General features: G+C 66.0%; 22 protein-coding genes. 18 read left to right on the forward strand and 4 right to left on the reverse strand.

The window, feature by feature from the left end; genetic code table 11:
* Window positions 1–52: 52 nt before the first annotated feature.
* Complete coding sequence (locus KTR40_RS08785) at window positions 53–1,438, forward strand: MFS transporter (protein ID WP_228405908.1); 1,386 nt, start codon at window positions 53–55, stop codon at window positions 1,436–1,438.
* Here KTR40_RS08785 and KTR40_RS08790 read toward each other — a convergent pair.
* From KTR40_RS08790 to KTR40_RS08800, 3 genes are read right to left on the reverse strand one after another with little or no spacing between them, the layout of a single operon-like run.
* Entirely contained in the window at window positions 1,424–2,758 is a 1,335-nt protein-coding gene (locus tag KTR40_RS08790) for an alpha/beta fold hydrolase (RefSeq protein ID WP_228405909.1), read from the reverse strand. The genes KTR40_RS08785 and KTR40_RS08790 overlap by 15 nt on opposite strands.
* A 7-nt stretch (window positions 2,759–2,765) precedes the next feature.
* Window positions 2,766–3,263 (reverse strand): GNAT family N-acetyltransferase, encoded by a 498-nt coding sequence (locus tag KTR40_RS08795; RefSeq protein ID WP_139029097.1) that lies wholly within the window; start codon window positions 3,261–3,263, stop codon window positions 2,766–2,768.
* Window positions 3,264–3,302: 39 nt separating this feature from the next.
* Window positions 3,303–5,846 (reverse strand): RNA helicase, encoded by a 2,544-nt coding sequence (locus tag KTR40_RS08800; protein WP_228405910.1) that lies wholly within the window; start codon window positions 5,844–5,846, stop codon window positions 3,303–3,305.
* Window positions 5,847–5,942: 96 nt separating this feature from the next.
* Between KTR40_RS08800 and KTR40_RS08805 the strand changes: the two genes are divergently transcribed.
* The 17 genes from KTR40_RS08805 to KTR40_RS08885 all read left to right on the forward strand — a co-directional run bounded on the left by KTR40_RS08805 (window position 5,943) and on the right by KTR40_RS08885 (window position 25,366).
* Window positions 5,943–6,722, forward strand: coding sequence for a trans-aconitate 2-methyltransferase (locus tag KTR40_RS08805; RefSeq protein ID WP_228406081.1), 780 nt, complete (start codon window positions 5,943–5,945; stop codon window positions 6,720–6,722).
* 163 nt (window positions 6,723–6,885) lie between these two features.
* Window positions 6,886–8,637 carry an ABC transporter ATP-binding protein gene (locus KTR40_RS08810; RefSeq protein WP_370633195.1) on the forward strand — a complete coding sequence of 584 codons (1,752 nt, stop codon included), beginning with the start codon at window positions 6,886–6,888 and terminating at the stop codon, window positions 8,635–8,637.
* Between the two features lie 89 nt (window positions 8,638–8,726).
* Window positions 8,727–10,448 carry an ABC transporter ATP-binding protein gene (locus tag KTR40_RS08815; RefSeq protein ID WP_228406083.1) on the forward strand — a complete coding sequence of 574 codons (1,722 nt, stop codon included), beginning with the start codon at window positions 8,727–8,729 and terminating at the stop codon, window positions 10,446–10,448.
* On the forward strand, window positions 10,448–10,825 hold the full coding sequence (locus tag KTR40_RS08820; protein ID WP_228405912.1) for a GntR family transcriptional regulator: 378 nt from the start codon (window positions 10,448–10,450) through the stop codon (window positions 10,823–10,825). Before KTR40_RS08815 ends, KTR40_RS08820 begins: the two co-directional genes overlap by 1 nt.
* A 47-nt stretch (window positions 10,826–10,872) precedes the next feature.
* Window positions 10,873–13,794 carry an excinuclease ABC subunit UvrA gene (uvrA, locus tag KTR40_RS08825; protein ID WP_228405913.1) on the forward strand — a complete coding sequence of 974 codons (2,922 nt, stop codon included), beginning with the start codon at window positions 10,873–10,875 and terminating at the stop codon, window positions 13,792–13,794.
* A 93-nt stretch (window positions 13,795–13,887) separates the two neighbouring features.
* The gene (locus KTR40_RS08830) at window positions 13,888–14,604 is read left to right on the forward strand and encodes an HAD hydrolase-like protein (protein ID WP_228405914.1); all 717 of its coding nucleotides are present in this window, start codon (window positions 13,888–13,890) and stop codon (window positions 14,602–14,604) included.
* On the forward strand, window positions 14,591–15,259 hold the full coding sequence (locus tag KTR40_RS08835) for a 1-acyl-sn-glycerol-3-phosphate acyltransferase (protein WP_139029104.1): 669 nt from the start codon (window positions 14,591–14,593) through the stop codon (window positions 15,257–15,259). The genes KTR40_RS08830 and KTR40_RS08835 overlap by 14 nt, the downstream gene beginning before the upstream one ends.
* Window positions 15,260–15,340: 81 nt before the next feature.
* The gene (uvrC, locus tag KTR40_RS08840) at window positions 15,341–17,380 is read left to right on the forward strand and encodes an excinuclease ABC subunit UvrC (protein WP_139029105.1); all 2,040 of its coding nucleotides are present in this window, start codon (window positions 15,341–15,343) and stop codon (window positions 17,378–17,380) included.
* Window positions 17,381–17,470: 90 nt separating this feature from the next.
* Window positions 17,471–18,394 (forward strand): RNase adapter RapZ, encoded by a 924-nt coding sequence (gene rapZ, locus KTR40_RS08845; protein ID WP_139029106.1) that lies wholly within the window; start codon window positions 17,471–17,473, stop codon window positions 18,392–18,394.
* Entirely contained in the window at window positions 18,394–19,410 is a 1,017-nt protein-coding gene (gene yvcK, locus KTR40_RS08850; RefSeq protein WP_228405915.1) for a uridine diphosphate-N-acetylglucosamine-binding protein YvcK, read from the forward strand. Before rapZ ends, yvcK begins: the two co-directional genes overlap by 1 nt.
* Window positions 19,411–19,419: 9 nt before the next feature.
* Entirely contained in the window at window positions 19,420–20,400 is a 981-nt protein-coding gene (gene whiA / locus KTR40_RS08855; protein ID WP_015937022.1) for a DNA-binding protein WhiA, read from the forward strand.
* 99 nt (window positions 20,401–20,499) lie between these two features.
* On the forward strand, window positions 20,500–21,126 hold the full coding sequence (locus tag KTR40_RS08860) for a superoxide dismutase (protein ID WP_228405916.1): 627 nt from the start codon (window positions 20,500–20,502) through the stop codon (window positions 21,124–21,126).
* 262 nt (window positions 21,127–21,388) lie between these two features.
* Window positions 21,389–22,399 (forward strand): type I glyceraldehyde-3-phosphate dehydrogenase, encoded by a 1,011-nt coding sequence (gene gap, locus KTR40_RS08865; protein ID WP_139029108.1) that lies wholly within the window; start codon window positions 21,389–21,391, stop codon window positions 22,397–22,399.
* A 10-nt stretch (window positions 22,400–22,409) separates the two neighbouring features.
* Window positions 22,410–23,636 carry a phosphoglycerate kinase gene (gene pgk / locus KTR40_RS08870; RefSeq protein ID WP_139029109.1) on the forward strand — a complete coding sequence of 409 codons (1,227 nt, stop codon included), beginning with the start codon at window positions 22,410–22,412 and terminating at the stop codon, window positions 23,634–23,636.
* Window positions 23,637–23,741: 105 nt separating this feature from the next.
* On the forward strand, window positions 23,742–24,557 hold the full coding sequence (tpiA, locus tag KTR40_RS08875; protein ID WP_139029110.1) for a triose-phosphate isomerase: 816 nt from the start codon (window positions 23,742–23,744) through the stop codon (window positions 24,555–24,557).
* A gap of 45 nt (window positions 24,558–24,602) precedes the next feature.
* Window positions 24,603–24,860, forward strand: a complete 258-nt coding sequence (gene secG, locus KTR40_RS08880) for a preprotein translocase subunit SecG (protein ID WP_104997906.1) — start codon at window positions 24,603–24,605, stop codon at window positions 24,858–24,860.
* Between the two features lie 116 nt (window positions 24,861–24,976).
* Window positions 24,977–25,366, forward strand: coding sequence for an RNA polymerase-binding protein RbpA (locus tag KTR40_RS08885; protein WP_228405917.1), 390 nt, complete (start codon window positions 24,977–24,979; stop codon window positions 25,364–25,366).
* Here the strand turns inward: KTR40_RS08885 and pgl are convergent.
* Window positions 25,319–26,089, reverse strand: coding sequence for a 6-phosphogluconolactonase (gene pgl, locus KTR40_RS08890; RefSeq protein ID WP_255708889.1), 771 nt, complete (start codon window positions 26,087–26,089; stop codon window positions 25,319–25,321). The two genes, KTR40_RS08885 and pgl, sit on opposite strands and share 48 nt — an antisense overlap.
* Between the last annotated feature and the right edge of the window lie 29 nt (window positions 26,090–26,118).

Here is a 26,118-nt window from a genome sequence, read left to right on the forward strand (position 1 = left end):
CGCTTTTAAATTCCCACTGCAGGGCCGGCCTGGCGAGGACTATGCTCGGAACATGGCCCCCACCCTCATATCTGAGCAACGGGTGCGCCACGTGCAGCGGCGCACGGTGGTGCTGCTGAGCGCGGCCCAGGTTTTTGGCGGAATCGGCACCGGAGCCACGGTTTCCATCGGGTCCATCCTCGCGGTAGAGCTGTCCGGTTCCAGTGCCTGGGCGGGTGCCGTTGCCACGGTCATGACCCTCGGCGCCGCGCTGGCGGCCCTGCCGCTTGCCTCGCTGGCCGACCGCAGGGGACGACGGATCGGACAGGTGGCCGGGCTGTCCGCGGCCCTCGCAGGCACGGCCCTGATGGTGCTCGCGGTGGTGTCCGGCCTTTTCATCCTGCTGGTGCTTGGTGCTGCCGGGATCGGAGTGGGTACCGCCGCCAGCCTGCAGGCGCGCTTCGCCGCCGTCGACCTTGCGGACCCCGAACACCGCGGCAGGGCCCTGTCCGCCGTGGTCTGGGCCGTTACCGTTGGCGCCGTCGCCGGACCCAACCTCATCCAGCCAGGCACCGTGGTAGGACAGGCGCTGGGCCTTCCGCCCGTGGCAGGACCTTTCGTGATTGCCGGCGCCGGCCTCCTGGTGGCAAACATCCTGCTTTTTGCCGGGTTGCGGCCGGATCCGCTGCTGCTGGCCAGGGAACTTGCCCCGCAGCAGGCCGGCAACGCCGCCCAGGATGCACAGAGGCACCGGCCGGCAGCAGGCGTCAGCGCCGTGGGGGCAAGCACCGGGGGACGGGCAAAGCACGACGGCGGCTCGCTGGTCCGCGGGCTCCGCGCCATCCGCGGCTCCCGCACCGCCCTCCTGGCAGTGGCCGCCGTCATCGGAGCCCACGCCGTGATGGTGGGCGTGATGTCCATGACGCCACTGCACCTGCAGGAACTGGTGGAGGGGCCGGGCGCCAGCCACGCCGGCCACACCGCTTCCGGCGACGTGCTGGTGATCATCGGGTTCACCATCTCGCTGCACATCGCCGGGATGTTCGCATTGTCACCGGTGATGGGCTGGCTGACGGACAAGGCCGGCAGGGCGCAGACCATCATGATTGGCTTTACCCTGCTCATCGCGGCCGTGGCTGTCGCAGGGTTCGGCCAGGCGTCCACGGGAGCAGTGGCGGCAGGCCTGGTCCTGCTGGGCCTGGGCTGGTCCGCAGCCACGGTGTCCGGTTCCACCCTGCTCGCCGAGAGCGTCGGCCAGGACTCCCGGGTGGTGGTGCAGGGCGTTTCGGACATGCTCATGGGCGCCGCCGGAGCCGTGGGCGGGGCAGTCTCCGGCCTGGTCCTCAGCTGGATCGGCTATCTGGGCCTGAACCTGTTGGGCGGCGTGGTGGGCGCAGCCGTCCTGGCCGCGGCGTTCGTGACCGTCATGGCGGGCCGGCGCCAGTCAGCGGCCGCCTGACCTCGCCATGCCCAGCAGCCGCGCGAAGATGCCTTCCCCGTCGTCGGCAATCCCGTCATGGTGGAAGTCGCCGGTCTCCCAGACCTGCAACCCCCGCACCGCGGACGCTGTCTCAAGGGAGAGCTTCCGGTCCACGTAGATGTCGTCCGAGTAGACGGCGGCAGCCACCGGCACGGTGTTGGCCGCCAGTTGCGCAACGTCGTAGAGCGGCTTCCAGTCCGGCTTTGCCGCAAGCAGTTCCGCCACGTCGCGGAGCGGCCGAAGTGCCGGGTCCTGCTCGAAGTACCACGGATAAACCATCTCGCCCGTCAGCAGCAGCGGCTCGGCGTCCGGCCGGAATTCCGGGTAATCCTCCAGCACCCGCCACGCTGACCAGCCAGTGGCCTGCCCCTGGCCATAGATGGATTCATGCATCAGGGCATAGAGCGGGTTTGACCGGCGCGAAACGATGCCCTGCACCTGGTCCAGGAAGGCATCCGAAAGCCGGACGCCGTGGGCGGTCTCCGTGAAGGCGTCCTCCAGCAGGTAATGCAGGGCGTCCACGCGTGTGTTCCCGCCGAGGAAGGAACCCACCATCTGGAAGCGCTCTACGGTGAGCGGGCCGCCGTCGGGAAGGAACTCGGGGGTGCTCCTCAGGTGGCGGGCAATCCTGTCGACCATGTCCCGGTCCTCCGGGTACCAGCCGAAGTACTCCGCGTTCCGGGCTGCCACGCGCTGGAACGTGGCCCGGTACACGTCGTCGGCCGGACCCGTCAGCGGCGCAAGGCCGCCGGTCACCAGGACTTCCCGAAGGCCCCCCGGTGCAAAGGACAGGTACGTCAGCGCGCAGAAGCCGCCGTAGCTCTGGCCGTAGACCGTCCACGGGCCGGACCCCAGGGCGTCCCGGATCAGCTCGGCGTCGGCAACGATGGAATCCGCACGGAAGTGCTCCAGGTATGCGGCCTGGTCCGCAGCGGGCCCCCGCAACGGCAGGGTGTTCCGGTCCGCAGGCGTGGACAGCCCTGTTCCGCGCTGGTCCAGCATCAGGATCCGGAAGTCCTTGGCTGCCGCTTTGCTCCAGCCGCCCAGTGAGCCAAACCTGTTGCCGCGTCCGCCCGGACCGCCCTGGAGGAACAGGAGCCAGGGAAGATCCGCGGCCTCCTCCTCGCTGTGCGCGGCCGACACATACTCACGGGCAAAAACGGTGATCGTTTCGCCTGAGGGGGAAGAGTGGTCCAGCGGCACCGTGAAGAAGTGCTCCGTGGAACGCATCCCGCGGAACTGGTGCTGCGCCCTTACCTCATGCCCCGCCCGCACCGCCGGACCCGCCGGCGAGGGCATTCCCGCACTAGCCATTGGCGGCGGGGACGGCACTGCCGAACTGTTCGAGGGCCTGGCCGGTAAGCCGGAAGGTGGACCACCCGTCCATGGGCCTGGCGCCGAGGCGCCGGTAGAAGTTGATGGACGGCTCATTCCAGTCAAGGACGCTCCACTCAACCCTTGCGTAGCCGTTCTCTACGGCGGTGGCGGCCAGGTGCTGGAGCAGGGCCTTTCCGTGCCCCTCGCCGCGGGCCTCCGGACTGACGTACAGGTCCTCCAGGTAGATCCCGTGCACGCCTTCCCAGGTGGAATAGTTCAGGAACCACAGTGCGAACCCCTGGACTTCGCCCGCCGCGTTCTCCGCCATGGCGGCGAACACACGCGGGCTCTCGCCGAACAGCACCTGCCGCAGCATCTCCGGGGTGTTCCGGACGGCGTCAGGTTCCTTCTCGTAGTGCGCCAATTCGTGGATCATCCGAAGGATTGCGGGTACGTCGTGCGGGGTTGCGGGGCGGATTACACTCATTGTTCGAGCTTACCGGCCAGCCGCAGGCAAGGGCACGGTTCAGAGCCGGTTGACCTCCGTCACCCTGATCACGGCCGTACCGGTTTCGTCCGAGGCAGCCAGGTCCACCTCGGCGGAAATCCCCCAGTCGTGGTTGCCGGCAGGATCCTCAAAGATCTGCCGGACCTTCCACCGGTCCTTTTCCTCCGTGATCATGAGCAGCGCCGGTCCGCGGGCATCGGGCCCGGTCCCGATGTCGTCGTGTTCGTCGAAGTAGTCGTCCAGGGCGTCTTCCCAGCGTTCGGCGCCCCAGCCGGCTCCGCCGTCGAGTTCTCCCAATGCGGCCGCGTCCTCGTCGGCGAACAGCTCCACGCGGCGGAACATCTCGTTGCGCACCATCACCCGGAACGCCCGGATGTTGGACGTGAGCGACGGCGGGGGCGGGGGAGGCGCGTCGTGCGGCGTCGGGGCGGCGCCCGAGGCGAGTTCCTCCCATTCGTCCAGGAGGCTGGAGTCCACTTGGCGGACCAGCTCGCCGAGCCAGGCGATGAGGTCCTCAAGGTCGTCGCGCAGCATGTCCTGGGGAACGGTCTGCCGCAGGGCCTTGAAGGCGTCCGCGAGGTAGCGCAGGACTATCCCCTCCGAACGGGCCAGCCCGTAGAACTGCACGAACTCGCCAAAGTTCATGGCGCGCTCATACATGTCCCGGACCACGGACTTGGGGGCCAGCTCGAAGTCGCCCACCCAAGGGGCCGCCTTCCGGTACACCTCGAAGGCTTCCCTGAGGATCTCCGCGAGGGGCTGGGGGTAGGACACTTCCTCCAGCATGGCCATCCGCTGGTCGTATTCGATGCCGTCCGCCTTCATGGCGGCCACCGCCTCGCCGCGGGCCTTCTTCTGCTGGGCGGACAGGATCTGCCGGGGCTTCTCCAGGGTCGCCTCGATCACGGACACCACGTCCAGGGCGTACGACGGCGACTCAGGGTCCAGGAGTTCAAGCGCAGCCAGTGCGAAGGGGGACAGCGGCTGGTTGAGTGCGAAGTTCGGCTGGAGGTGGACAGTCAGCCGTACGGTCCGGCCGTCCGGTCCCTGCTCCCGGGCAGGAATCCGCTCCACCACCTCGGCGGCGAGCAGTTCGCGGTAGATGCCCAGTGCCTTCTTCATCAGCTGCAGCTGGGAAGACCGGGTCTCGTGGTTTTCCGTCAGCAGGCGGCGGGCGGCCGCAAACGGGTCCCCGGGCCGCTCCATCAGGTTCATCAGCATCGCGTGCGTAACCGTGAAGCTGGAGGTCAACGGGTCCGGCACCGATTCGACCAGCCGCTTGAAGGTGGGCTCGCCCCAGCTGACGAACCCCTCGGGCGGCTTCTTCTTCACCACCTGGCGCAGCTTCTTCTGGTCGTCACCGTGTTTGGCCACGGCCTTGGCCATTGCCTTGACGTTCTCGGTCACGTGTTCAGGCGCCTGGACCACCACGGTCCCGGCGGTGTCGTAACCTGCCCGGCCTGCCCGGCCCGCAATCTGGTGGAACTCACGGGAGTTAAGCAGCCGGGTGCGGACGCCGTCGTACTTGCTCAGGGCCGTGAGCAGGACGGTCCGGATGGGCACGTTGATTCCGACGCCCAAGGTGTCTGTGCCGCAGATGACCTTCAGCAGCCCCGCCTGGGCCAGCTGCTCCACCAGCCGCCGGTACTTCGGCAGCATGCCGGCATGGTGCACGCCGATGCCGTGGCGGACCAGCCGGTTCAGGGTCTTGCCGAAACCGGCCGCGAACCGGAAGTTGGCGATCAGCTCTGCAATCTTGTCCTTTTCCTCACGGGTGCAGACGTTGATGCTCATCAGGGTCTGGGCGCGGTCAATGGCCTCGATCTGGCTGAAGTGCACCACGTAGACCGGCACCTGCCTGGTGGAGAGCAGTTCCTCCAGCGTCTCGTGCACGGGGGTCTCGTGGTAGTAGTAATGCAGCGGAATGGGCCGTTCCGCAGAGCTCACCGTCGTGGTGGCACGGCCCGTCAGCGCCATGAGGCCTTCCTCGAACCTGCTGACGTCGCCCAGCGTGGCGGACATCAGGAGGAACTGTGCCTGGGGGAGCTCCAGCAGGGGAACCTGCCAGGCCCAGCCGCGCTGCGGATCCGAGTAGAAATGGAACTCGTCCATGATCACCGTGCCGAGTTCCGCGGCTGCGCCTTCACGGAGGGCAGTGTTGGCCAGGATCTCGGCCGTGCAGCAGATGATGGGCGCGTCCTGGTTGACGCCTGAATCGCCCGTGATCATGCCCACGTTCTCGGCGCCGAAAATGTCACACAGGGCAAAGAACTTCTCGGAAACCAGCGCCTTGATCGGTGCAGTATAGTAGCTGCGCTGGCCCAGGGCCATGGCCTGGAAATGGGCGGCGATGGCCACCAGGGACTTGCCGGACCCGGTGGGGGTGGTCAGGATGACGTTGGCCCCCGCGGCCAGCTCCATAATGGCCTCGTCCTGGGCGGGGTACAGGGCCAATCCCCGGCTTTCCGTCCACTCAACGAACCGCATGTAGAGATCGTCGGGATCCACGCCGGCAGTCCGGTTGGGGGCGGGGGGATGGGGCAGCTGGTCAACGAGTTTCATTGATTGCCAGCTTAGTGCCCTGCCGTGCCGGTGATTCCGCCGCGCCCGGGTTAGGCTTCGCGGTACAGCAGACGTCACCAGAATGCGGAGATGGATATGAAGTGGGATCCGGCGAAATACGTCCAGTTCGGGGACTACCGGGACCGGCCCTTTTTCGACTTGACCGGGAGGATCCACGCCGACCGGCCTGTCCAGGTGGTGGACCTGGGCTGCGGGCCGGGGAACCTGACCGCGACGCTCGCGGACCGTTGGCCGGATGCGGAGGTGGTGGGCCTTGATTCCTCGGAGGAGATGCTTGCCAGGGCTGCCGGACGGGCGGAAGGAAACCCGGCCCTGCGCTTCGAACTTGCAGACATTTCGGAGTGGAAGCCCTCCGGGGAGACCGATGTTGTGGTGAGCAACGCCGCCCTGCAGTGGGTGCCGGGCCACCAGGACTTGATGCGGACCTGGCTGGATGCCCTCCGCCCCGGCGCCTGGTTCGCGCTCCAGGTCCCCGGGAACTTCAATGCCCCGTCGCATGCGTTGCTGCGGGAACTTGCGGGCTCGCAGCGTTGGGAGCCGAAGCTCGGCGGGATGCTCCGCGGCGGCGAGTCGGTGGGCGAGCCTGCGGAGTACCTGCGGCTCATGCTTGACGCCGGGTTCTCGGCTGATGCCTGGGAGACGACGTACCTGCAGGTGCTGCCCGGCGAGGACGCCGTTCTGGAGTGGGTACGCGGCACGGCGATGCGCCCCGTGCTTGCCGCCCTCTCCCCTGGGGAGGGGGCGGAATTCGAGGCCGAGTACGCGGCACTGCTGCGGGATGCCTATCCACAATCGGGGCATGGGACGGTCTATCCGTTCCGGAGAATCTTTGCCGTGGGCTGCAGGAACCAGTGACGAAATCCAAGCCGCCGGGCTTTCTTCACAGGCCAGTCACACGTGTGACAACCCTGGTAAGTGATCTGGCCTACAATGACGTGGTGGCTGATGGGGGAGAGGCCGCCGCGGGCTGTTTCCTCCGTCGATTGACCTAACTGGAGGTACGTTGCTGATCGGACTGATGAGGCGGCTGCTCGCGGGCCTTAAGCCCCACGTGGCTGCCATCGTTGTCCTCCAACTCGTCCAGGCGGCGGCCACCCTGATGCTGCCCACCGTCAACGCGGCAATCATCGACGACGGCATCGTTGCCGGAAACAGCGCAGTCATCCCGCGCCTTGGCTTCACCATGGCAGCCCTGGCCGTGGTCCAGGCCGTTGCCGCCATCGGCGCAGGCTACCTCTCCGCGGTGGCGGCAATGAGGATAGGGCACCAATTGCGGGCGGAGATCTTCACCAGGATCCAGTCATTGTCCTCCCAGGAGGTGGCGGCCTTTGGAACCCAGAGCCTGACCACCCGGGCCACCAATGACACCCAGCAGATCCAGGCCTTCGCGGTCCTCGTGTTCACAATGCTTGTTGCGGGCCCTGCCATGGGCCTTGGCGGCATTGTGCTGGCACTGCAGCAGGACCTGGCGCTCTCCGCGGTGGTCATCGTGATTGTGCCCGCGCTCCTGCTCATCATGTACCTCATCGTGGGCCGCCTCATTCCGCTCTACCGTGAGGGACAGGAGCACCTGGACCGTGCAGGGGGCATCCTTCGCGAGCAGATCATCGGCGCCAACGTCATCCGGGCCTTTGTCCGCCAGGACCACGAAGTCCGGCGCTTCGCCCGAATCAACAGCAGCCTGACGGCAAACAACCTCCAGTCAGCACTGCTGGTGGCAGGAATGCTGCCTTTGGTCATGCTGGTGGTGAATATCTCCTCCGTGGCCGTTGTCTGGTTCGGCGGCCAGCGGATCCAGGCCGGGCTGATGAACGTCGGGGCCCTGGCCGCCTTCATTGCCTACATCCTGCAAATCCTCCTTGCCATCATGATGGCGATGTACGTCCTCATGACTGCACCCCGGGCGGCAGTCTGCGCCGAGCGCATCAGCGCCGTGCTGGATACCGAACCCTCGGTGCGCGACCCGCACGAGCCCAGGGCGCTGCTGCCCCCGGCGGCCGGAGGGCAACAGCATCTTCCGGCCGGCCCCGGTGTCCTCCAGTTCAAAGGGGTTGGTTTTTCTTATCCCGGCGCGGAAGCCCCGGTCCTTGCGGACATCACCTTCACAGCCACTCCGGGCACCACCACAGCAATCGTGGGGTCCACCGGCAGCGGAAAGTCCACGCTGTTGAACCTCATTCCGCGATTCCTCGACCCCACTGCCGGAACCATCACCCTGGACGGCGTGGACATCCGGGAGCTGCGGCTCGGCACACTTCGCTCCGCCATGTCCATAGTTCCCCAGCAGTCGCACCTGTTTTCGGGGACCATCGCGGACAACCTCAGGATGGCAGCGCCGGCGGCATCGGACGCCGAGCTCTGGCACGCCCTCGGGACGGCCCAGACCATGCGGTTCATGGGTGTGCTTCCATTGGGGCTTGCCACCCCCGTTGGCCAGGGCGGGACCAACCTGTCCGGGGGGCAACGGCAGCGGTTGTGCATCGCACGGGCGCTGCTGAGGAACGCGCCACTTTATCTCTTTGACGACAGCTTCTCGGCGCTGGATTACGACACGGACGCGAGGCTGAGGCAGGCGTTGGCCGCGGAACTTGCCTCAAGCACGGTGATAGTGGTGGCAGAACGGATCGCCGCGGTGGAAAGCGCGGACCGTATCTTGGTCTTGGACGGCGGGCGCCTGGTGGCGCAGGGCACGCACGCCGAACTGCTGGAAATTTCCCCCACGTACCGCGAAATCGCGGATTCCCAGCTGGCCATGGACGGCCAGTCATGACGCTGCCGGCTGTTGCCCCCGGGGTGCCGGGGAGGTTTTGGCCAACAGCAGGACGGCTGTTGGGCCTGCTGCGCCCGTTCAGGCGCTTGATGGTGGGCGCAGTGGCGGCTACCTGCACGTTCGCCGGGCTCAATGTGGCGGCCCCCAAATACCTTGGTGACGCCACTGATGTCGTGGTGGACGGCGTTACGCAGGGATTCGTGGACCAGGGCCGGCTCGGCATGCTGCTGGCGGGGGTGTCGCTGATGTACGTACTGGCCTCGCTGTTCAACTGGATCCAGGGAGCCCTGACGGCCAGGTCGGTCCAGGGGCTCATGTATGGGCTGCGGGCTTCGCTTGAGGACAAACTGCACCGCCTGCCGTCCACCTACTTCCAGGAGCGCTCCAGGGGCGATGTCCTGAGCCGTGCCACTAATGACATCGACAATATCGCCCAGGCCTTGAACCAGCTCCTCACGCAGCTGATCATGTCCTTCCTGATGCTGTGCGGGTCCCTGGCCATGATGCTGTGGATCTCGCCCCTGCTCGCCGTGATCGCGGTGGCCACGGTGCCGCTGTCCACCCTCATCACGGTTCTCGTGGCCCGACGTTCGCAGGCGCACTTTGCGAGGCAGTGGACCGAAACGGGGGAGTTGAACGCGCACGTGGAGGAGTTCATCACAGGACACGAGGTGATCAAAGCCTTCGGCCACCAGGCCAAGGCCGCGGATATTTTCGCCGGCAGCAACGGCCGCCTGGCCCGCGCCGCTACCAAGGCACAGTATTCCGCCGGCGTGGTCCAGCCATTGATGGTGCTGATGTCCAACCTTAATTACATTGCCGTGGCAGTGATCGGCGCGCTCCAGGTCCTGGCCGGTGCCATGACCATTGGCGGGATCCAGGCGTTCATCCAGTTCAGCAGGCTCTTCACCCAGCCGGTGGGCCAGATCGGCGGGTTGCTCAACCTCATCCAGTCCTGCGCGGCATCGGCTGCACGGGTCTTCGACCTCCTGGACACGGAGGAGGATCCACCGGAGCCGTACACCGCATCCGTTGCGGCCCCGGCAAATGGGCGGATTGTCTTTGACGACGTCACGTTCAGCTACCCCGGATCAGCGCCTGCCGTGCGCAACCTTTCTTTCTCCGTCGAGCCTGGCCAGACCGTAGCGATTGTTGGCCACACCGGTGCGGGGAAGACCACCGTGGTGAACCTCCTGATGAGGTTCTACGAGCCCGGGTCAGGACGCATCACCATGGGAGGGCAGGACATCGCGGCGATTCCCCGGGACCGCCTCCGGGAGCAGTTCGGCGTGGTGCTCCAGGACGCCTGGCTCTTCGCCGGCACTATCAGGGAAAACATTGCCTACGGCCGGCCGGATGCCACGGACTCCAGCATCAGGACGGCCGCCGAGGCCACCCATGTGGACCGGTTCGTCAGGGCACTGCCCGACGGCTACGACACCATCCTGGAAAACGGTGGCGAACCCCTCAGCCAGGGCCAGCGGCAGCTGCTCACCATTGCCCGGGCACAACTGGCCGGCAGGGCCGTCCTGATCCTGGACGAGGCCACCAGCTCCGTCGATTCGCGGACCGAGCTCCTGATCCGCCAGGCAATGCACCGCCTGCGCCAGGGCAGGACGAGCTTTGTGATAGCCCACCGTTTGTCCACCGTCCGCAACGCTGATCTAATCTTGGTCATGGATCACGGCCGCATAGTCGAGCAGGGCACGCACCAAAGCCTCCTGACCGCCAACAGCTACTACGCCCGGCTGCACAACGCCCAATTCTCCGGCCGGCCGGGCCGCGCGGACGCCCTTGAGGCCGGCCTTTGATGCCGGCATCCGGCTTCCCCGGAACATGGAAACCCAACACTTCCAGCTCCGTGCCGCTCTTCGAACAGGTGCGGCTCCAGGTCATCCACCTGGTAGACAACGACGCCCTCCCGGCCGGGACACGGCTGCCCGCCGTCAGGGCCTTGGCCGAGCGCCTGGATGTGGCACCGCATACGGTGGCGCGAGCCTATAAGGAGCTCGAAGCCGCCGGGATCGTGGCCACCCACGGCAGGAAGGGAACAACGGTCTGCGCACGCGACGAACGCCTCGGCGGGCTCGCGGCGGCTGCCGCCGCCTACGCGGCCGAGGCCAAAGCGCAGGGTGCCACGTTCGCCGAGGCCGTAAAGCTTTTGGCCGCCGCCTACGATGTTCCCTAAGGGCGGAACCGTGCAGCTTCGAAGAAGTTTTCGATTAGCATTATGGGGTGCCTAAAGCCGTAGCTGAAGAAACTTCCGCCCCGTCCACTGCTTTGACCGTACCTCCTGCGGCTGTCCCGCACCGTCCGGACCTCTCCCGCCTCGTCGTTAAAGGGGCGCGGGAACACAACCTGCGGAACGTGGACCTCGACCTGCCCCGGGACGCGATGATCGTCTTCACCGGGCTGTCCGGATCCGGGAAGTCCTCCCTGGCTTTCGACACCATCTTCGCGGAGGGCCAGCGGCGCTACGTTGAATCGCTGTCCGCCTACGCGCGCCAGTTCCTGGGCCAGGTGGACAAGCCGGACGTCGACTTCATCGAGGGATTGTCCCCGGCGGTGTCCATCGACCAGAAGTCCACCAGCAAGAACCCGCGCTCCACGGTGGGCACCATTACCGAAATCTATGACTACATGCGCCTGCTGTGGGCCCGGGTGGGCCGGCCCCACTGCCCCGTGTGCGGCGAGCCCGTGGCCAAGCAGACGCCCCAGCAGATCGTTGACCAGCTGCTGGAGCTTGACCAGGGGACACGCTTCCAGGTCCTTGCGCCGGTGGTGCGCGGACGCAAGGGTGAATTTGTTGACCTCTTCAAGGAACTCACGGCCAAGGGCTACTCCCGCGCACGCGTTGACGGGAACCTGGTCCAGCTGAGCGACCCGCCCAAGCTGGGCAAGCAGTTCAAACACACCATCGAGGTGGTGGTGGACCGGCTGGTGGTCAAGGAAGGCATCAGCCAGCGGCTCACCGACTCCATCGAGACCGCACTGGGCCTGGCCGAGGGCCGCGTCCTTGCAGAGTTCGTGGACCTGGAGGCGGACGATCCCGCTCGGCTGCGGGCCTTCTCCGAAAACCTGGCCTGCCCCAACGAGCACCCCCTGGCCATCGACGAGATCGAGCCCAGGTCCTTCTCGTTCAACAACCCCTTCGGCGCCTGCGCCGCCTGCAGCGGCATCGGCACCAAGCTGGAGGTGGACGAGGAACTGATCGTTCCCAACCCGGAACTTTCGCTGGCCGAGGGCGCCATCGCTCCCTGGTCCCTTGGCACGGCCACCACGGAGTACTGGAACAGGCTCCTGGAAGGCCTCGCGAAGGAACTTGGCTTCTCCATGGACACCCCGTGGGAGAAACTGGGCAAGGACGTGCGCCAGACCGTCCTGCACGGCAAGGACCACAAGGTTGTGGTGCAGTACCGCAACCGCTTCGGCCGGGAGCGCAAGTACAGCACCGGGTTCGAAGGCGCCATCCAGTACGTCCACCGCAAGCACGGCGAAACGGACTCCGACTGGGCCCGCGACCGCTACGAAGAGTACATGCGGCAGATTCCCTGCCCCGCCTGCAACGGTGCGCGCCTCAACCCTGCCTCCCTGTCGGTGCTGATCAACGGCAAGTCCATTGCCGACGTCGCCGCCCTGCCCATGCGCGACTGCGCCGCGTTCCTGAACAACCTGGTCCTGACGGGACGGGAAGCGCAGATCGCCCACCAGGTCCTCAAGGAGATCCAGGCGCGGCTGACCTTCCTGCTCGATGTCGGGCTGGAATACCTCAACCTGGAACGTCCCTCCGCCACCCTCTCCGGCGGTGAGGCCCAGCGCATCCGGCTCGCCACCCAGATCGGTTCAGGCCTGGTGGGTGTCCTTTACGTGCTGGACGAGCCGTCCATCGGCCTGCACCAGCGCGACAACCGGCGGCTGATCGACACCCTCACCAGGCTCCGCGACATGGGCAACACGCTCATCGTTGTCGAGCACGACGAGGACACCATCCACGTGGCCGACTGGATCGTGGACATCGGACCCGGCGCCGGCGAGCACGGCGGCCAGGTGGTCCACTCCGGCTCCTACAAGGACCTGCTGGACAACACCGCCTCCCTCACCGGCGACTACCTGTCCGGGCGCAGGAAGATCGAAGTCCCGAAGAAGCGCCGCAAGTACGACAAAAAGCGAGAGCTGAAGGTGGTAGGGGCACGGGAAAACAACCTCCTCAACGTGGACGCCGCGTTCCCGCTGGGGCTCTTCACCGCCGTCACCGGAGTGAGCGGCTCCGGCAAGTCCACGCTGGTCAACGAGATCCTCTACAAAGTCCTGGCCAACAAGCTCAACGGCGCCAAGCAGGTGGCCGGGCGGCACAAGACCGTGCAGGGCCTGGAACACCTGGACAAGGTGGTCCACGTTGACCAGAGCCCCATCGGGCGGACCCCCCGCTCCAACCCCGCCACCTACACGGGCGTGTTTGACAACATCCGCAAGCTGTTCGCGGAAACCACCGAGGCGAAGGTACGCGGTTACCTGCCGGGTCGGTTCTCGTTCAACGTCAAGGGCGGCCGCTGCGAAGCGTGCTCTGGAGACGGAACGCTGAAGATCGAAATGAACTTCCTGCCCGACGTCTACGTCCCCTGCGAGGTGTGCCATGGTGCCCGCTACAACCGGGAAACCCTCGAGGTGCACTACAAGGGCAAGACCATCGCGGACGTCCTCAACATGCCCATCGAGGAAGGCGCCGAGTTTTTCGCTGCCTTCTCGCCCATCGCCCGGCACCTCAACACCCTCGTGGACGTCGGCCTGGGCTATGTCCGCCTGGGCCAGCCCGCCACCACGCTGTCAGGCGGCGAGGCCCAGCGCGTCAAGCTGGCCGCAGAACTCCAGAAGCGGTCCAACGGGCGCAGTGTCTACGTCCTGGACGAGCCCACCACCGGGCTGCACTTCGAGGACATCCGCAAGCTGCTGATGGTCCTGCAGGGCTTGGTGGACAAAGGCAACACCGTGATCACCATCGAGCACAACCTGGACGTCATCAAGAGCGCGGACTGGATCGTGGACCTCGGGCCGGACGGCGGTTCGGGCGGCGGCCAGATTGTGGCGTCGGGAACGCCTGAGGAGCTGGCCAAGTCCACGGCAAGCCACACAGCAGCATTCCTCGCGGAGATCCTGTAGGAGCGGGAGCAAAGTTTCCGGAAGCATTCCAAATGTATGCCGCTGCGCGTATGCGAGTTTCAGGCACGAGTGGTGTCGTGAGAAACTAACCCGGTGACTCAAACAACAGTGCCCGTGATCTTTGACCTGGACGGCACTCTTGTCGATCCGGCCGGTGGAATAACAGACGGAATCTCCTTCGCCCTGAACGCCCTGGGGCTTCCCGTTCCCGGCCAGGACCTCCTCCACGCGATGATCGGTCCGAAGCTCAGTGATTCGCTGCTGAACGTGGCCAACGTTCCGGCGGACCTGCTGGACGAGGTCATCCGCCTGTACCGCGAGTACTACGTGGCCACGGGGATCGCACAAAGCCGCATCTACCCTGGCGTCCGCGAAATCCTGGAGTCCTTCGCGGAAACCGGGCTTCCCGTGGCCGTTGCCACCCAGAAACCGCAGGGCCTGGCCCGCACGGTGCTGGCACACCACGGCATCGATGGCCTGTTCCACGGCATCCACGGTTCCGCGGATGACGAAAGCGCTGTGCGGGGGGTTCCGCTTGGCAAGACGGCCATCATCGCAGCTGCACTGAAGGACTTGAACACCCAGCATGCCGTGATGGTGGGGGACCGGGCACAGGATGTTTCCGGTGCCATCGCCAACGGCCTGGACTGCATCGGAGTGGCCTGGGGATTCGCCCCCGACGGTGAACTGGAAGAGGCCGGTGCGGTGGCCGTCGTGGAAACCGCAGAGGGCCTGGTTGAGCTACTTGGGCGGATGCAGGCCATCCACTCCGCGGCCCTGGGCGAGGTGACCAACGATGGCAATGTTTGATGCTGTCCGCTGGACCACGCGCAGCCTGATCTCGGGCACCTGCCGGCCCACCGTCGTCGGCCTTGAAAACGTTCCGGCGGACGGGCCGTTCATTGTGGCCCCTAACCATCTGTCATTTTTCGACAGCGTGATCGTCCAGGCGCTGATGCCCCGCCCCGTCGCGTTCTTCGCGAAGGCCGAATACTTCACGACAGGGGGCGTCAAGGGCAAGGTCATGAAGGCCTTTTTCGAGTCCGTGGGGTCCATTCCGGTGGAGCGGGGCGAGCAGGCCGCCAGTGTCCAGGCGCTCAAGACACTCTTGGACATCCTGGAATCCGGCAAAGGCATCGGCATCTATCCGGAAGGCACCCGCTCCCGGGACGGCATCCTCTACCGGGGACGCACCGGCGTGGGATGGCTGGCGCTGACAACAGGCGCACCCGTGATCCCGGTGGGGCTTATTGGCACCGAAAACCTGCAGCGCGCCGGTGAGAAGGGCGTCAAGCCCCAGCACTTCACCATGAAGGTGGGGGAGCCGCTGTACTTCGACAAGACGGGCCCGGACCACTCCCTGCCGGCGCGCCGGCAGGTCACGGACCGCATTATGGACGCCATTGCCGAGCTCAGCGGCCAGGAACGCTCCACCAGCTACAACCAGAGCAAGGCCACTGAATAACGTCCGCTCCATCCAGGGTTGGGCAGCTGCAGTTGCGGCAGGGTGGCAATGGCACCCGGCGCGCCTCAGTAGACTGGATAGGTGGCAAATCCAGCAAGTTACAGGCCCAGGACGGGAGAGATTCCCACCAACCCCGGGGTGTACCGGTTCCGTGACGCGCACGGCCGCGTCATCTATGTAGGCAAGGCGAAGAGCCTCCGTTCCCGGCTGAACTCCTACTTTGCCAACCCGGCGGGCCTGCTGCCCAAGACCTACGCCATGGTCCACGCCGCCAGCAGCGTCGAATGGACGGTGGTGGGCAGCGAGCTCGAGTCGCTGCAGCTGGAGTACACCTGGATCAAGGAATTCAAACCGCGGTTCAACGTGGTGTTCCGTGACGACAAGACCTACCCCTACCTGGCCGTGACAGTGGGCGAGAAGTACCCGCGCGTCCAGGTGATGCGCGGCGACAAGCGGAAAGGCACCCGCTACTTCGGCCCCTATACCGCAGGCGCCATCCGGGAGACCATGGACACCCTGCTCCGCGTTTTCCCGGTCCGCAGCTGCAGCGCCGGAGTGTTCAAGCGCGCCGAGGCCAGCGGCCGCCCCTGCCTCCTGGGCTATATCGACAAATGCTCCGCCCCGTGCGTGGGAAGGATCTCCCCCGAAGACCACCGGGCACTGGCGGACGATTTCTGCGCCTTTATGGGCGGCGAGGCCAAGCGCTTCATCGCGAAGCTGGAAAAGCAGATGGCGGAAGCCGTAGCCGAGCTTGACTACGAGCGCGCCGCCCGGGTCCGGGACGACATCACCGCCCTGCGGAAAGTCTTTGAACGCAACGCCGTGGTCCTCGCCGAGGACACCGACGCCGATGTCTTCGCCCTGCACGAGGACGAGCTGGAAGCCGCCGTCCAGGTGTTCCACGTCCGGGGCGGCCGCATCCGCGGCCAGCGTGGCTGGGTAGTGGAAAAGGTGGAGGACTCCACGACTCCCGACCTCGTGGAGCACCTCCTGCAGCAGGTCTACGGCGAGGACGGCGACAGCCACGGCAGGCTGCCGCGGGAGGTCCTGGTGCCCGTCGCGCCCAGCAATGCCGAAGAACTGGCTCAGTGGCTGGGCGGGCTGCGCGGGGCAAAGGTTGACATCCGGGTCCCGCAGCGCGGCGACAAGGCCGCGCTGATGTCCACGGTGCGCGAGAACGCCGAGCACGCCCTGAAGCTGCACAAGACCCGGCGCGCGGGGGACCTGACCGTCCGGTCGCAGGCACTGCAGGAACTCCAGGAGGCGCTGGACCTGCCGGTGCCCCTGCTGCGGATCGAGTGCTTCGACGTCTCGCACGTCCAGGGAACCAACGTGGTGGCGTCCATGGTGGTGGTTGAGGACGGGCTGCCCAAAAAATCGGATTACCGGAAGTTCTCCGTGACCGGACCCGCAGCGGCGGACGACACCGCCGCCATGCATGACGTCCTGACCCGCCGGTTCCGCCACTACCTGCAGGACAAGTCCGCGCAGGTGGGCGAGGCTGCCCTGGCGGGCGTAGCTGAGGTGTCCGGACAGGCGTCCGGAGCAGGGCGCGGGCTGGAACAAGAAGTGCTGGACAGTTCACAGCTGGATACCACCACCCCGGCACCGCGGGCCAAGTTCGCCTACCCGCCCAACCTTGTGGTGGTGGACGGCGGCAAGCCCCAGGTCAACGCCGCCGCCCGTGCCCTCGCGGACCTGGGCATCGACGACGTTTACGTGGTGGGCCTGGCCAAGCGGCTCGAGGAAGTGTGGCTTCCGGACAGCGACTTCCCGGTCATCCTTCCCAGGACGTCCCAGGGGCTGTACCTGCTTCAGCGGATCCGTGACGAAGCCCACCGGTTCGCCATTTCCTTCCACCGGCAAAAGCGCGGCAAGGCCATGACCGTCTCCGCCCTGGACGGTGTGCCGGGGCTGGGTGCCTCCAAGCGGAAAGCCCTGCTGGCCCACTTTGGCTCCGTGAAGGGCGTCAAGGCCGCCTCGGCGGCGGAGCTGTCCCAGGCGAAGGGCATTGGTCCTGCCCTTGCCGGTGCCATCGTGAACCACTTCGCCCCGGACGGACCGGAAGCTGCAGCGGTCCCCGCCATCAACATGACCACGGGCGAAATCATTGAAACTTAGCGGAGTCCCCTGAAACTTGGCTAGGGTAATGAACGGGGTTTCCGCCAACGCGGCAGCCTGCTGGACAACAACAGGAACGGGGCGGACTTAATGGCAGAGACGACGGCGGAATCCGGGGCCGGGCAGGACGGGCTGCAGCCCGTCAAGCCCCTCGAAGCGGAGCTGCTGGTGGTCACCGGAATGTCCGGAGCCGGGCGGAGCACAGCCGCCGACGCGCTTGAGGACCACGGCTGGTATGTCGTGGAAAACCTTCCGCCGCAGATGCTCGGGACCTTGGCCGACCTTGTGTCCCATGCCCCGCAGTCCATTCCCCGGCTGGCGGTGGTCATCGACGTCCGCAGCAAGGGCCTGTTCGCGGACATCCGCGCCGCACTGGGAGCGTTGGCTTCCAGCGGAGTGGCTTTCCGGGTGCTTTTCCTCGACGCCAGCGACAACGTCCTGGTCCGGCGGTTCGAACAGGGGCGCCGGCCGCACCCCCTGCAGGGCGGCGGGCGCATCCTCGACGGCATCGCTGCCGAACGGGAACTGCTCCAGGAACTGCGCGACAGCTCCGACGTCGTCCTGGACACGTCCGGCTACAACGTCCACGGCCTCGCCACCGCCATCACCGAACTGTTCAGCGAAACGGGGCCGGTGGCCCTGCGCTTGAACGTCATGAGTTTCGGCTTCAAGTACGGCCTGCCCGTGGACGCCAACTACGTGGCGGACGTCCGGTTCATCCCCAACCCGCACTGGGTGCCCCAGCTGCGCCCGCACACCGGGCTGGACAAGGACGTCAGCGACTACGTCCTCGAGGCGGAAGGGGTCAAGAACTTCGTCGACCGCTACGTCATGGCCCTGGAGCCCGTCCTGGACGGTTACCGCCGCGAGAACAAGCACTACGCCACCATCGCCGTGGGCTGCACGGGGGGGAAGCACCGCTCCGTGGCCGTGGCCGTCGAGCTTTCCAAGAAACTGGCACAGTTCCCCAGAGTCACGGTGACCACCACCCACCGGGATCTGGGCCGGGAGTAATGTCGCTTTTCACCGGGGCCCTGCCGTTGGTTCCGCCCGCCGGAGCAGCGGGCGGGCAGCAGGCCAAAGGCCCCAAGGTAGTTGCCCTGGGCGGCGGACACGGCCTCTCGGCGTCGCTGTCCGCCCTGCGCCTGCTCACCTCCGACCTGACGGCGGTGGTGACAGTGGCGGACGACGGCGGCTCGTCGGGGCGCCTGCGCGAGGAGTACGGCGTCCTTCCGCCGGGCGATCTGCGCATGGCGCTGGCCGCCCTGTGTGACGACACCGACTGGGGACGCACCTGGCGCGACGTCATGCAGCACAGGTTCCGCCCCGGCAAGGGCCCGGGCGGCTCCCTGGACGAACATGCCATGGGCAACCTGCTGATCGTGACCCTGTGGGAGCTGCTGGGCGACGCCGTGGCCGGGCTCAAGTGGGCCGGCGCGCTCCTGGGGGCGCGGGGCCAGGTCCTCCCCATGTCCACCGTGCCGCTCACCATCGAAGGGGACGTCCGGGTCACCGCCCCCGACGGCGGGTCCGCCCTGCAGACCATCCGCGGCCAGGCGCGCTGCGCGGTGGCGGGTTCCCTGGAACAGGTGCGGCTCCTCCCCGAGGCCGCCCCCGCCTGCGTTGAAGCACTTACCGCCATCGAGCTCGCGGACTGGGTGATCCTTGGGCCAGGCTCCTGGTACACCTCCGTGCTGCCCCACCTCCTCCTCCCCGAGATGCGGGAGGCACTGTGCCAGACGCCCGCCAAGCGCTGCCTCACCATGAACCTGGCCACGGACACCAAGGAAACCTCCGGTATGACCGCCGCGGACCACCTTCACGTGCTGCGGCGTTATGCCCCAGGGTTCAGCGTGGACGTTGTCCTGGCTGATCCCGCATCCGTCCCTGACCGGCAGGAGTTCGAGAAAGCCGCCGGGATGATCGGCGCCGAGGTGGTCTTGGGTAAAGTAGGGGCGTCGGGCCGCCGTCCCGTCCATGACCCCCTGCGTCTGGCGACGGCGTACCACGACGTGTTTGGGAACAGTTAGGAAGGTGCCATGGCACTGACAGCATCGGTCAAAGAAGAACTGTCCCGTCTGGACATCAAGAAGTCATCAGTACGCAAGGCCGAAGTCTCCGCCATGCTCCGCTTCGCAGGCGGGCTGCACATCATCTCCGGCCGGATCGTTATCGAGGCGGAGGTGGACCTCGCGTCCACCGCGCGGCGCCTTCGGGCAGCAATCGCGGAAGTGTACGGCCACCAAAGCGAGATCATCGTCGTTTCCGCCGGGGGGCTGCGGCGCGCCAGCCGCTACGTGGTCCGGGTAGTGCGCGACGGCGAGGCGCTTGCCCGCCAGACAGGCCTCCTTGATGGCCGGGGCCGTCCCGTGCGCGGGCTGCCGTCCGCCGTCGTCAACGGCTCAGCCGCCGACGCCGAAGCGGTGTGGCGCGGCGCCTTCCTGGCGCACGGTTCGCTGACCGAGCCCGGACGCTCGTCGTCGCTGGAGGTTACGTGCCCAGGCCCGGAATCGGCACTGGCCCTCGTGGGCGCGGCGCGCAGGCTGGACATCCAGGCCAAGGCCCGCGAAGTCCGCGGGGTGGACCGCGTGGTCATCCGCGACGGCGACACCATTGCGGCGCTGCTGACCCGGATGGGTGCCCATGACGCCCTGATGGTCTGGGAGGAACGGCGGATGCGCAAGGAGGTCCGCGCCACCGCCAACCGGCTGGCGAACTTCGACGACGCCAACCTCCGGCGCTCTGCCCAAGCCGCAGTGGCGGCAGGGGCACGCGTTGACAGGGCCCTTGAAATCCTTGGCGACGACGTGCCGGACCACCTGAAGTACGCTGGCGAACTCCGGGTGGCACACAAGCAGGCCAGCCTGGATGAGCTGGGGCGCCTGGCGGACCCGGTCATGACGAAGGACGCGATCGCCGGAAGGATCCGCCGGCTGCTGGCCATGGCGGACAAACGTGCGCTGGACCTGGGCATCCCGGGGACGGACGCCAATGTGACGCCTGAAATGCTGGACGAGTGACAGCCCCATAGAATCAAAATGATTCCGGGCGCCAGCCGCCCGGATGCACAATCCGAGAGTTACCAACCGGACCGGATGTCCACGATATTGGAGGATTTTGTGACCGAGTACGTATTGCCCGAACTCAGCTACGACTACGCCGCCCTGGAGCCGCACATTTCCGCGCGGATCATGGAGCTGCACCACAGCAAGCACCACGCAGCCTACGTTGCCGGCGCCAACAATGCCCTGGCCCAGCTGGCCGAAGCACGGGAGAAGGGCGACTTCGCCAACATCAACCGGCTCTCCAAGGACCTCGCGTTCCACACCGGCGGCCACATTAACCACTCCGTCTTCTGGAACAACCTCTCCCCGGACGGCGGCGACAAGCCCGAGGGCGAACTCGCTGCGGCCATCGATGACGCCTTCGGCTCCTTCGATGCCTTCCGCGCACAGTTCTCCGCAGCAGCACTCGGCCTGCAGGGTTCCGGCTGGGGCTTCCTGGCCTACGAGCCCATCGGCGGCAACCTGGTTATCGAGCAGCTGTACGACCAGCAGGGCAACACGGCGCTGGGCACCACCCCGCTGCTCATGCTGGACATGTGGGAGCACGCCTTCTACCTGGACTACGTCAACGTGAAGGCCGACTACGTCAAGGCGTTCTGGAACATCGTGAACTGGGCCGACGTCGCCAAGCGCTTCGAGGCTGCCCGCACCAACGCCACGGCACTCATCACACTCCCGTAGTGCGAACGGCTGCACCGCGGTGTAACAAACTTCACATTTTGGACTTATAACGGCCGGGATGTGGACGGTCCGCCCCCGCACTTGCGGGGGCGGACCCAGTTAAACGTAAGATAGGTCACGGAAGGCGGTTAGCCTTCAGCAATGAGGCTGGTCGCCCTCCGTATGTAAATCATCTCTGCCCAATGGCGTGCGGGATCTGTTAGTTGGCTTGATAGCCCGCTCAACTAGTTGTGCTTCTGAAAGCACCAAGGAGACTGAAAAAGTGACGACCCGTATTGGTATTAACGGCTTTGGCCGTATTGGCCGCAACTACTTCCGCGCAGCACTTGCGCAGGGCGCAGACCTGGAGATCGTTGCAGTCAACGACCTCACCAGCCCCGAGGCACTCGCGCACCTCTTCAAGTACGACTCCGTCGGCGGCCGCCTGAAGGAAACCATCGAGGTCAAGGACGGCAACATCGTCGTCAACGGCAACGTCATCAAGGTCCTGGCAGAGCGTGATCCCGCCAACCTTCCCTGGGGCGAGCTGGGCGTTGACATCGTCATCGAGTCCACGGGCTTCTTCACCAAGGCCGCCGATGCGCAGAAGCACATCGATGCAGGCGCCAAGAAGGTCCTGATCTCCGCTCCGGCCTCGGACGAGGACATCACCATCGTGATGGGCGTGAACCACAACCTGTATGACAACGCCTCGCACCACATCATTTCCAACGCGTCCTGCACCACCAACTGCCTGGGCCCGCTGGCCAAGGTGGTCAACGATGAGTTCGGCATTGAGCGCGGCCTCATGACCACCGTCCACGCCTACACCGCGGACCAGAACCTGCAGGACGGCCCGCACAAGGACCTGCGCCGCGCCCGTGCCGCAGCGATCAACATGGTCCCGACGTCCACCGGTGCCGCCAAGGCCATCGGCCTGGTCCTGCCCGAGCTCAAGGGCAAGCTGGACGGCTACGCCATCCGCGTTCCCGTGCCCACCGGCTCCGCCACTGACCTCACGGTCACGGTCTCCCGCGAAACCACGGTGGAGGAAGTCAACGCTGCCCTCAAGCGCGCTTCCGAGTCCGAGGAACTGCAGGGCTTCCTGACCTACACCGAGGAGCCCATCGTCTCCTCCGACATCGTCGGTGACCCTGCCTCGTCCATCTTCGACGCCGGCCTCACCAAGGTGATCGGCAACCAGGTCAAGGTTGTTTCCTGGTATGACAACGAATGGGGCTACTCAAACCGCCTCGTTGACCTTACGGAGCTTGTCGCAGCCAAGCTGGGCTAGGGTTAGACACATGACACTTCACACCCTCAACGAACTTCTCGCTGAAGGTGTCCGCGGGCGGTACATTCTGGTTCGTAGTGACCTGAATGTGCCGCTCGACGGCTCTACAGTCACTGACGACGGCCGCATCAAGGCCTCACTTCCAGTGCTGTCAAAGCTCACGGACGCCGGTGCCCGCGTGCTGGTAACAGCCCACCTCGGACGCCCCAAGGGCGCCCCGGAGGAAAAGTACTCCCTGAAGCCCGCAGTGGCCCGCCTGGCCGAACTCGCGGACTTCAATGTCTCCCTGGCCGCTGACACGGTAGGCGGCTCCGCGAAGGAGGCTGCAGCCGCCCTCCAGGACGGCGAGGTGCTGGTCCTGGAAAACGTCCGCTTCGATGCCCGCGAGACCAGCAAGGACGACGCCGAGCGCGGCGCCTTCGCTGACGAGCTGGTCGCCCTGACGGGCGGTAACGGCGCCTACGTGGACGACGCCTTCGGAGCAGTGCACCGCAAGCACGCTAGCGTGTACGACGTCGCCACCCGGCTTCCGTCCTACCTCGGCGACCTCGTGCACACCGAGGTGGAGGTCCTCCGCAAGCTGACGGCCGACACCCAGCGCCCGTATGTTGTGGTGCTTGGCGGTTCCAAGGTCTCCGACAAACTGGCAGTCATTGACAACCTGCTGGGCAAGGCGGACACCATCCTGGTGGGCGGCGGCATGCTGTTCACCTTCCTCGCCGCGGCCGGGCACAAGGTTGCCTCCAGCCTGTTGGAGGAAGACCAGATCCCGGTGGTCCAGGACTACCTCAAGCGAGCGGCCGGTGCCGGAACCGAGTTCGTGGTCCCCACCGACGTCGTGGTGGCGGAGAAGTTCGCTGCCGACGCCGCACACGAGACTGTCCCTGCGGACAACATCGAGGGCAGCAGCTTCGGGACACAGGGCATCGGCCTGGATATCGGGCCCGAGTCGGCAGCTGCTTTCGCTGACCGGATCAAGGGTGCGAAGACCGTGTTCTGGAACGGGCCGATGGGGGTCTTCGAGTTTGAAGCGTTCTCCGCCGGAACCCGTGCCATCGCCCAGGCCCTGACCGAAACCGGCGCATTCACGGTGGTGGGCGGCGGGGATTCGGCTGCTGCGGTACGCACGCTAGGGTTCGCCGACGACCAGTTCGGCCATATCTCCACCGGCGGCGGCGCCAGCCTGGAATACCTCGAAGGCAAGGAGCTCCCGGGGCTCAGCGTCCTCGACCGCTAAAGCCTTCCGGCAGCAGCATCTGACCCATTTGTCCCTCCGGCCGGCAGGTTGCCCCGCGGCAGCCTGCCGGCCGAACACATATCAAGAACTTTTTTTGGAGAATACGTGACAACGTCAACGAACGGCGCATTCGACCGCAAGCCCTTCATCGCGGGCAACTGGAAAATGAACATGGACCACGTGCAGGGCATCACCCTCCTGCAGAAGCTCGCCTGGACCCTCTCGGACGCGAAGCACGACTACAGCCGGGTCGAAGTTGCGGTCTTCCCCCCGTTCACCGATCTCCGCGGTGTCCAGACCCTGGTCCAGGGCGACGACCTGGACATTGCCTACGGCGGGCAGGACCTCTCCCAGTTCGATTCCGGCGCCTACACCGGTGACATCTCGGGCCAGTTCCTGAACAAGCTGGGCTGCAAGTACGTCCTGGTGGGCCACAGCGAACGCCGGACCATCCATAATGAATCGGACGAGGTCCTCAACGCAAAGGTCAAGGCGGCCTTCAAGCACGGCATCACCCCGGTGCTTTGCGTCGGAGAGGGCCTGGAGATCCGCCAGGCAGGTACCCACGTGAGCCACACGCTGGAGCAGCTTCGTGCCGGTGTGGAGGGGCTTTCCGGCGAGCAGGCCGCAGAGCTGGTTGTCGCCTACGAGCCCGTCTGGGCAATCGGCACCGGTGAAGTAGCCGGACCTGAGGACGCACAGGAGATGTGCGCCGCCATCCGTGCCGAGCTGGAGTCGCTGTTCGGCGCCGACGTTGCTGCCAGGACGCGGCTGCTTTACGGCGGCTCAGTCAAGGCCAACAATGCCGCCGCAATCCTCAAGGAACGCGACGTGGACGGCCTGCTGGTGGGCGGGGCCAGCTTGGATCCGGCCGAGTTTGCTAATATTGTCAGGTTCGAGAGTCACTTGGTGACGGACTAGTCCGTCCGCTCAACTCGCGCAATCCCAACTTCCTGAAAGGCCGTCGTGGACGTTCTTCATGTCATTCTGCAGATTCTCCTGGGCATTACCAGCCTCTTGCTGACGCTGCTCATCCTCCTTCACAAGGGCCGGGGCGGCGGGATGTCGGACATGTTCGGCGGCGGCATGAGCTCAGGCCTCAGCTCGTCGGGCGTGGCCGAACGCAACCTGAACAGGTTCACAGTGGTCCTCGGCGTAACCTGGGGCATCGTCATCATCGCGCTGGGACTGATCATGCGGTTCAGCGGCGGCGGAGACTCCTGACCTCCTGATTCGCAAAAAGTGTCGTGGCGGAAACTGCCGCGGCACAGGTCTGCCAACTAAACTGTGGCTGTCGGTTCCCGACAGCCACAGTTCTGTTTAAACAGGCAGGAGTCCCGATGATTCATCCGTCGTCAGGCTTCCGGGGCACCCGCGCGGGCGTCACGGAAGGAACGGGTTTCAGCTTCGAGTCAGAGGACCATGGGAAGCCGCTGCCGCGCATCCGGGTCTCATACTGGTGCGCAAAGGGCCACGAAACCACACCCGTGTTCCTCAAGCTGCCCGAGGACCAGATCCCGCTGGTCTGGGATTGCCGGAAGTGTGGCGGCCCGGCATCCCGGGACGGGCAGGCAGCAGCAGCCGACGCCGTGGACGACGGCTACAAAAGCCATCTTGAGTACGTTAAAGAGCGGCGCTCCGACCAGGATGCTGAAGATGTCCTGGCCGGAGCGCTGGAAAAACTACGCGCCCGCGGCGTCCTTCCGGACCAGCTGCTGGGGGACCCGTGAGGCCGCGTTCTCGTCGATAAGCCACAATGTCCGGGACGTGCCCCGCGGTCCTGCGGCCGGGACCTGGACGGGGTTGGCGCCGGCAAGCGCCAGCCCCACGGCGCCGGCCTTGTCCTCACCTGCCACCACCATCCACACCTCGGAAGCAGTGTTGATCGCCGGCAGCGTCAGGGAAATCCGAAGCGGAGGCGGCTTTGGCGAATTCCTGACACCCACCACGGTGCGTTCCTTCTCGCGGATACCTGCCTGCTCCGGGAACAGCGACGCGACGTGCGCATCAGGACCAACACCCAGCAGGACGACATCGAGGCGGGGGAGCGCGGAAGGTTCCTCTGGCCGGTCATCGGACATGTCCGCTGCGTGTTCGGCTGCGGCCGCTTCCCGGAACCGCCGGGCGTAATCCTCGGCGGCTTCTTCCGGACTGCCGAACTCATCCGAGGATCCCGGCTCGTGGATCCGCTCCGGGTCCACGGGGATGCGCGCCAGCAGGGCGTCCGACGCCTGCTTCGTGTTCCGTTCCGGGTCCCCGGCCGGAAGGAAGCGCTCGTCGCCCCACCAGAAGTTCACCTTCGACCAATCGACGGCCGGGGCCGCCGGGGAATCAGCAACAGCCTTCAGCGTGCCGATGCCCACGGTTCCCCCGGTCAGCACCACGGTGGCCTCGCCGTACTTATCCTGCACATCAACAAGCTTGGTGATCAGGCGGGCCGCGATGGCAGCCATCAGGACGGACGAATCAGGATGAATGCTTA

The organism is Pseudarthrobacter sp. L1SW, from assembly GCF_020809045.1.
Classification (GTDB): Bacteria; Actinomycetota; Actinomycetes; order Actinomycetales; family Micrococcaceae; genus Arthrobacter.

What these genes read in the sequence shown, in the direction of transcription:
- pgk (WP_139029109.1), top strand. Translation starts at nt 22,410, where the DNA reads ATGACACTTCACACCCTCAACGAACTTCTCGCTGAAGGTGTCCGCGGG.
- KTR40_RS08820 (WP_228405912.1), top strand. Translation starts at nt 10,448, where the DNA reads ATGCCGGCATCCGGCTTCCCCGGAACATGGAAACCCAACACTTCCAGC.
- KTR40_RS08835 (WP_139029104.1), top strand. Translation starts at nt 14,591, where the DNA reads ATGGCAATGTTTGATGCTGTCCGCTGGACCACGCGCAGCCTGATCTCG.
- yvcK (WP_228405915.1), top strand. Translation starts at nt 18,394, where the DNA reads ATGTCGCTTTTCACCGGGGCCCTGCCGTTGGTTCCGCCCGCCGGAGCA.
- KTR40_RS08885 (WP_228405917.1), top strand. Translation starts at nt 24,977, where the DNA reads ATGATTCATCCGTCGTCAGGCTTCCGGGGCACCCGCGCGGGCGTCACG.
- KTR40_RS08795 (WP_139029097.1), bottom strand. Translation starts at nt 3,263, where the DNA reads ATGAGTGTAATCCGCCCCGCAACCCCGCACGACGTACCCGCAATCCTT.
- KTR40_RS08790 (WP_228405909.1), bottom strand. Translation starts at nt 2,758, where the DNA reads ATGCCCTCGCCGGCGGGTCCGGCGGTGCGGGCGGGGCATGAGGTAAGG.
- whiA (WP_015937022.1), top strand. Translation starts at nt 19,420, where the DNA reads ATGGCACTGACAGCATCGGTCAAAGAAGAACTGTCCCGTCTGGACATC.
- KTR40_RS08800 (WP_228405910.1), bottom strand. Translation starts at nt 5,846, where the DNA reads ATGAAACTCGTTGACCAGCTGCCCCATCCCCCCGCCCCCAACCGGACT.
- KTR40_RS08815 (WP_228406083.1), top strand. Translation starts at nt 8,727, where the DNA reads ATGGTGGGCGCAGTGGCGGCTACCTGCACGTTCGCCGGGCTCAATGTG.
- rapZ (WP_139029106.1), top strand. Translation starts at nt 17,471, where the DNA reads ATGGCAGAGACGACGGCGGAATCCGGGGCCGGGCAGGACGGGCTGCAG.
- pgl (WP_255708889.1), bottom strand. Translation starts at nt 26,089, where the DNA reads ATGGCTGCCATCGCGGCCCGCCTGATCACCAAGCTTGTTGATGTGCAG.
- KTR40_RS08785 (WP_228405908.1), top strand. Translation starts at nt 53, where the DNA reads ATGGCCCCCACCCTCATATCTGAGCAACGGGTGCGCCACGTGCAGCGG.
- KTR40_RS08805 (WP_228406081.1), top strand. Translation starts at nt 5,943, where the DNA reads ATGAAGTGGGATCCGGCGAAATACGTCCAGTTCGGGGACTACCGGGAC.
- KTR40_RS08810 (WP_370633195.1), top strand. Translation starts at nt 6,886, where the DNA reads ATGAGGCGGCTGCTCGCGGGCCTTAAGCCCCACGTGGCTGCCATCGTT.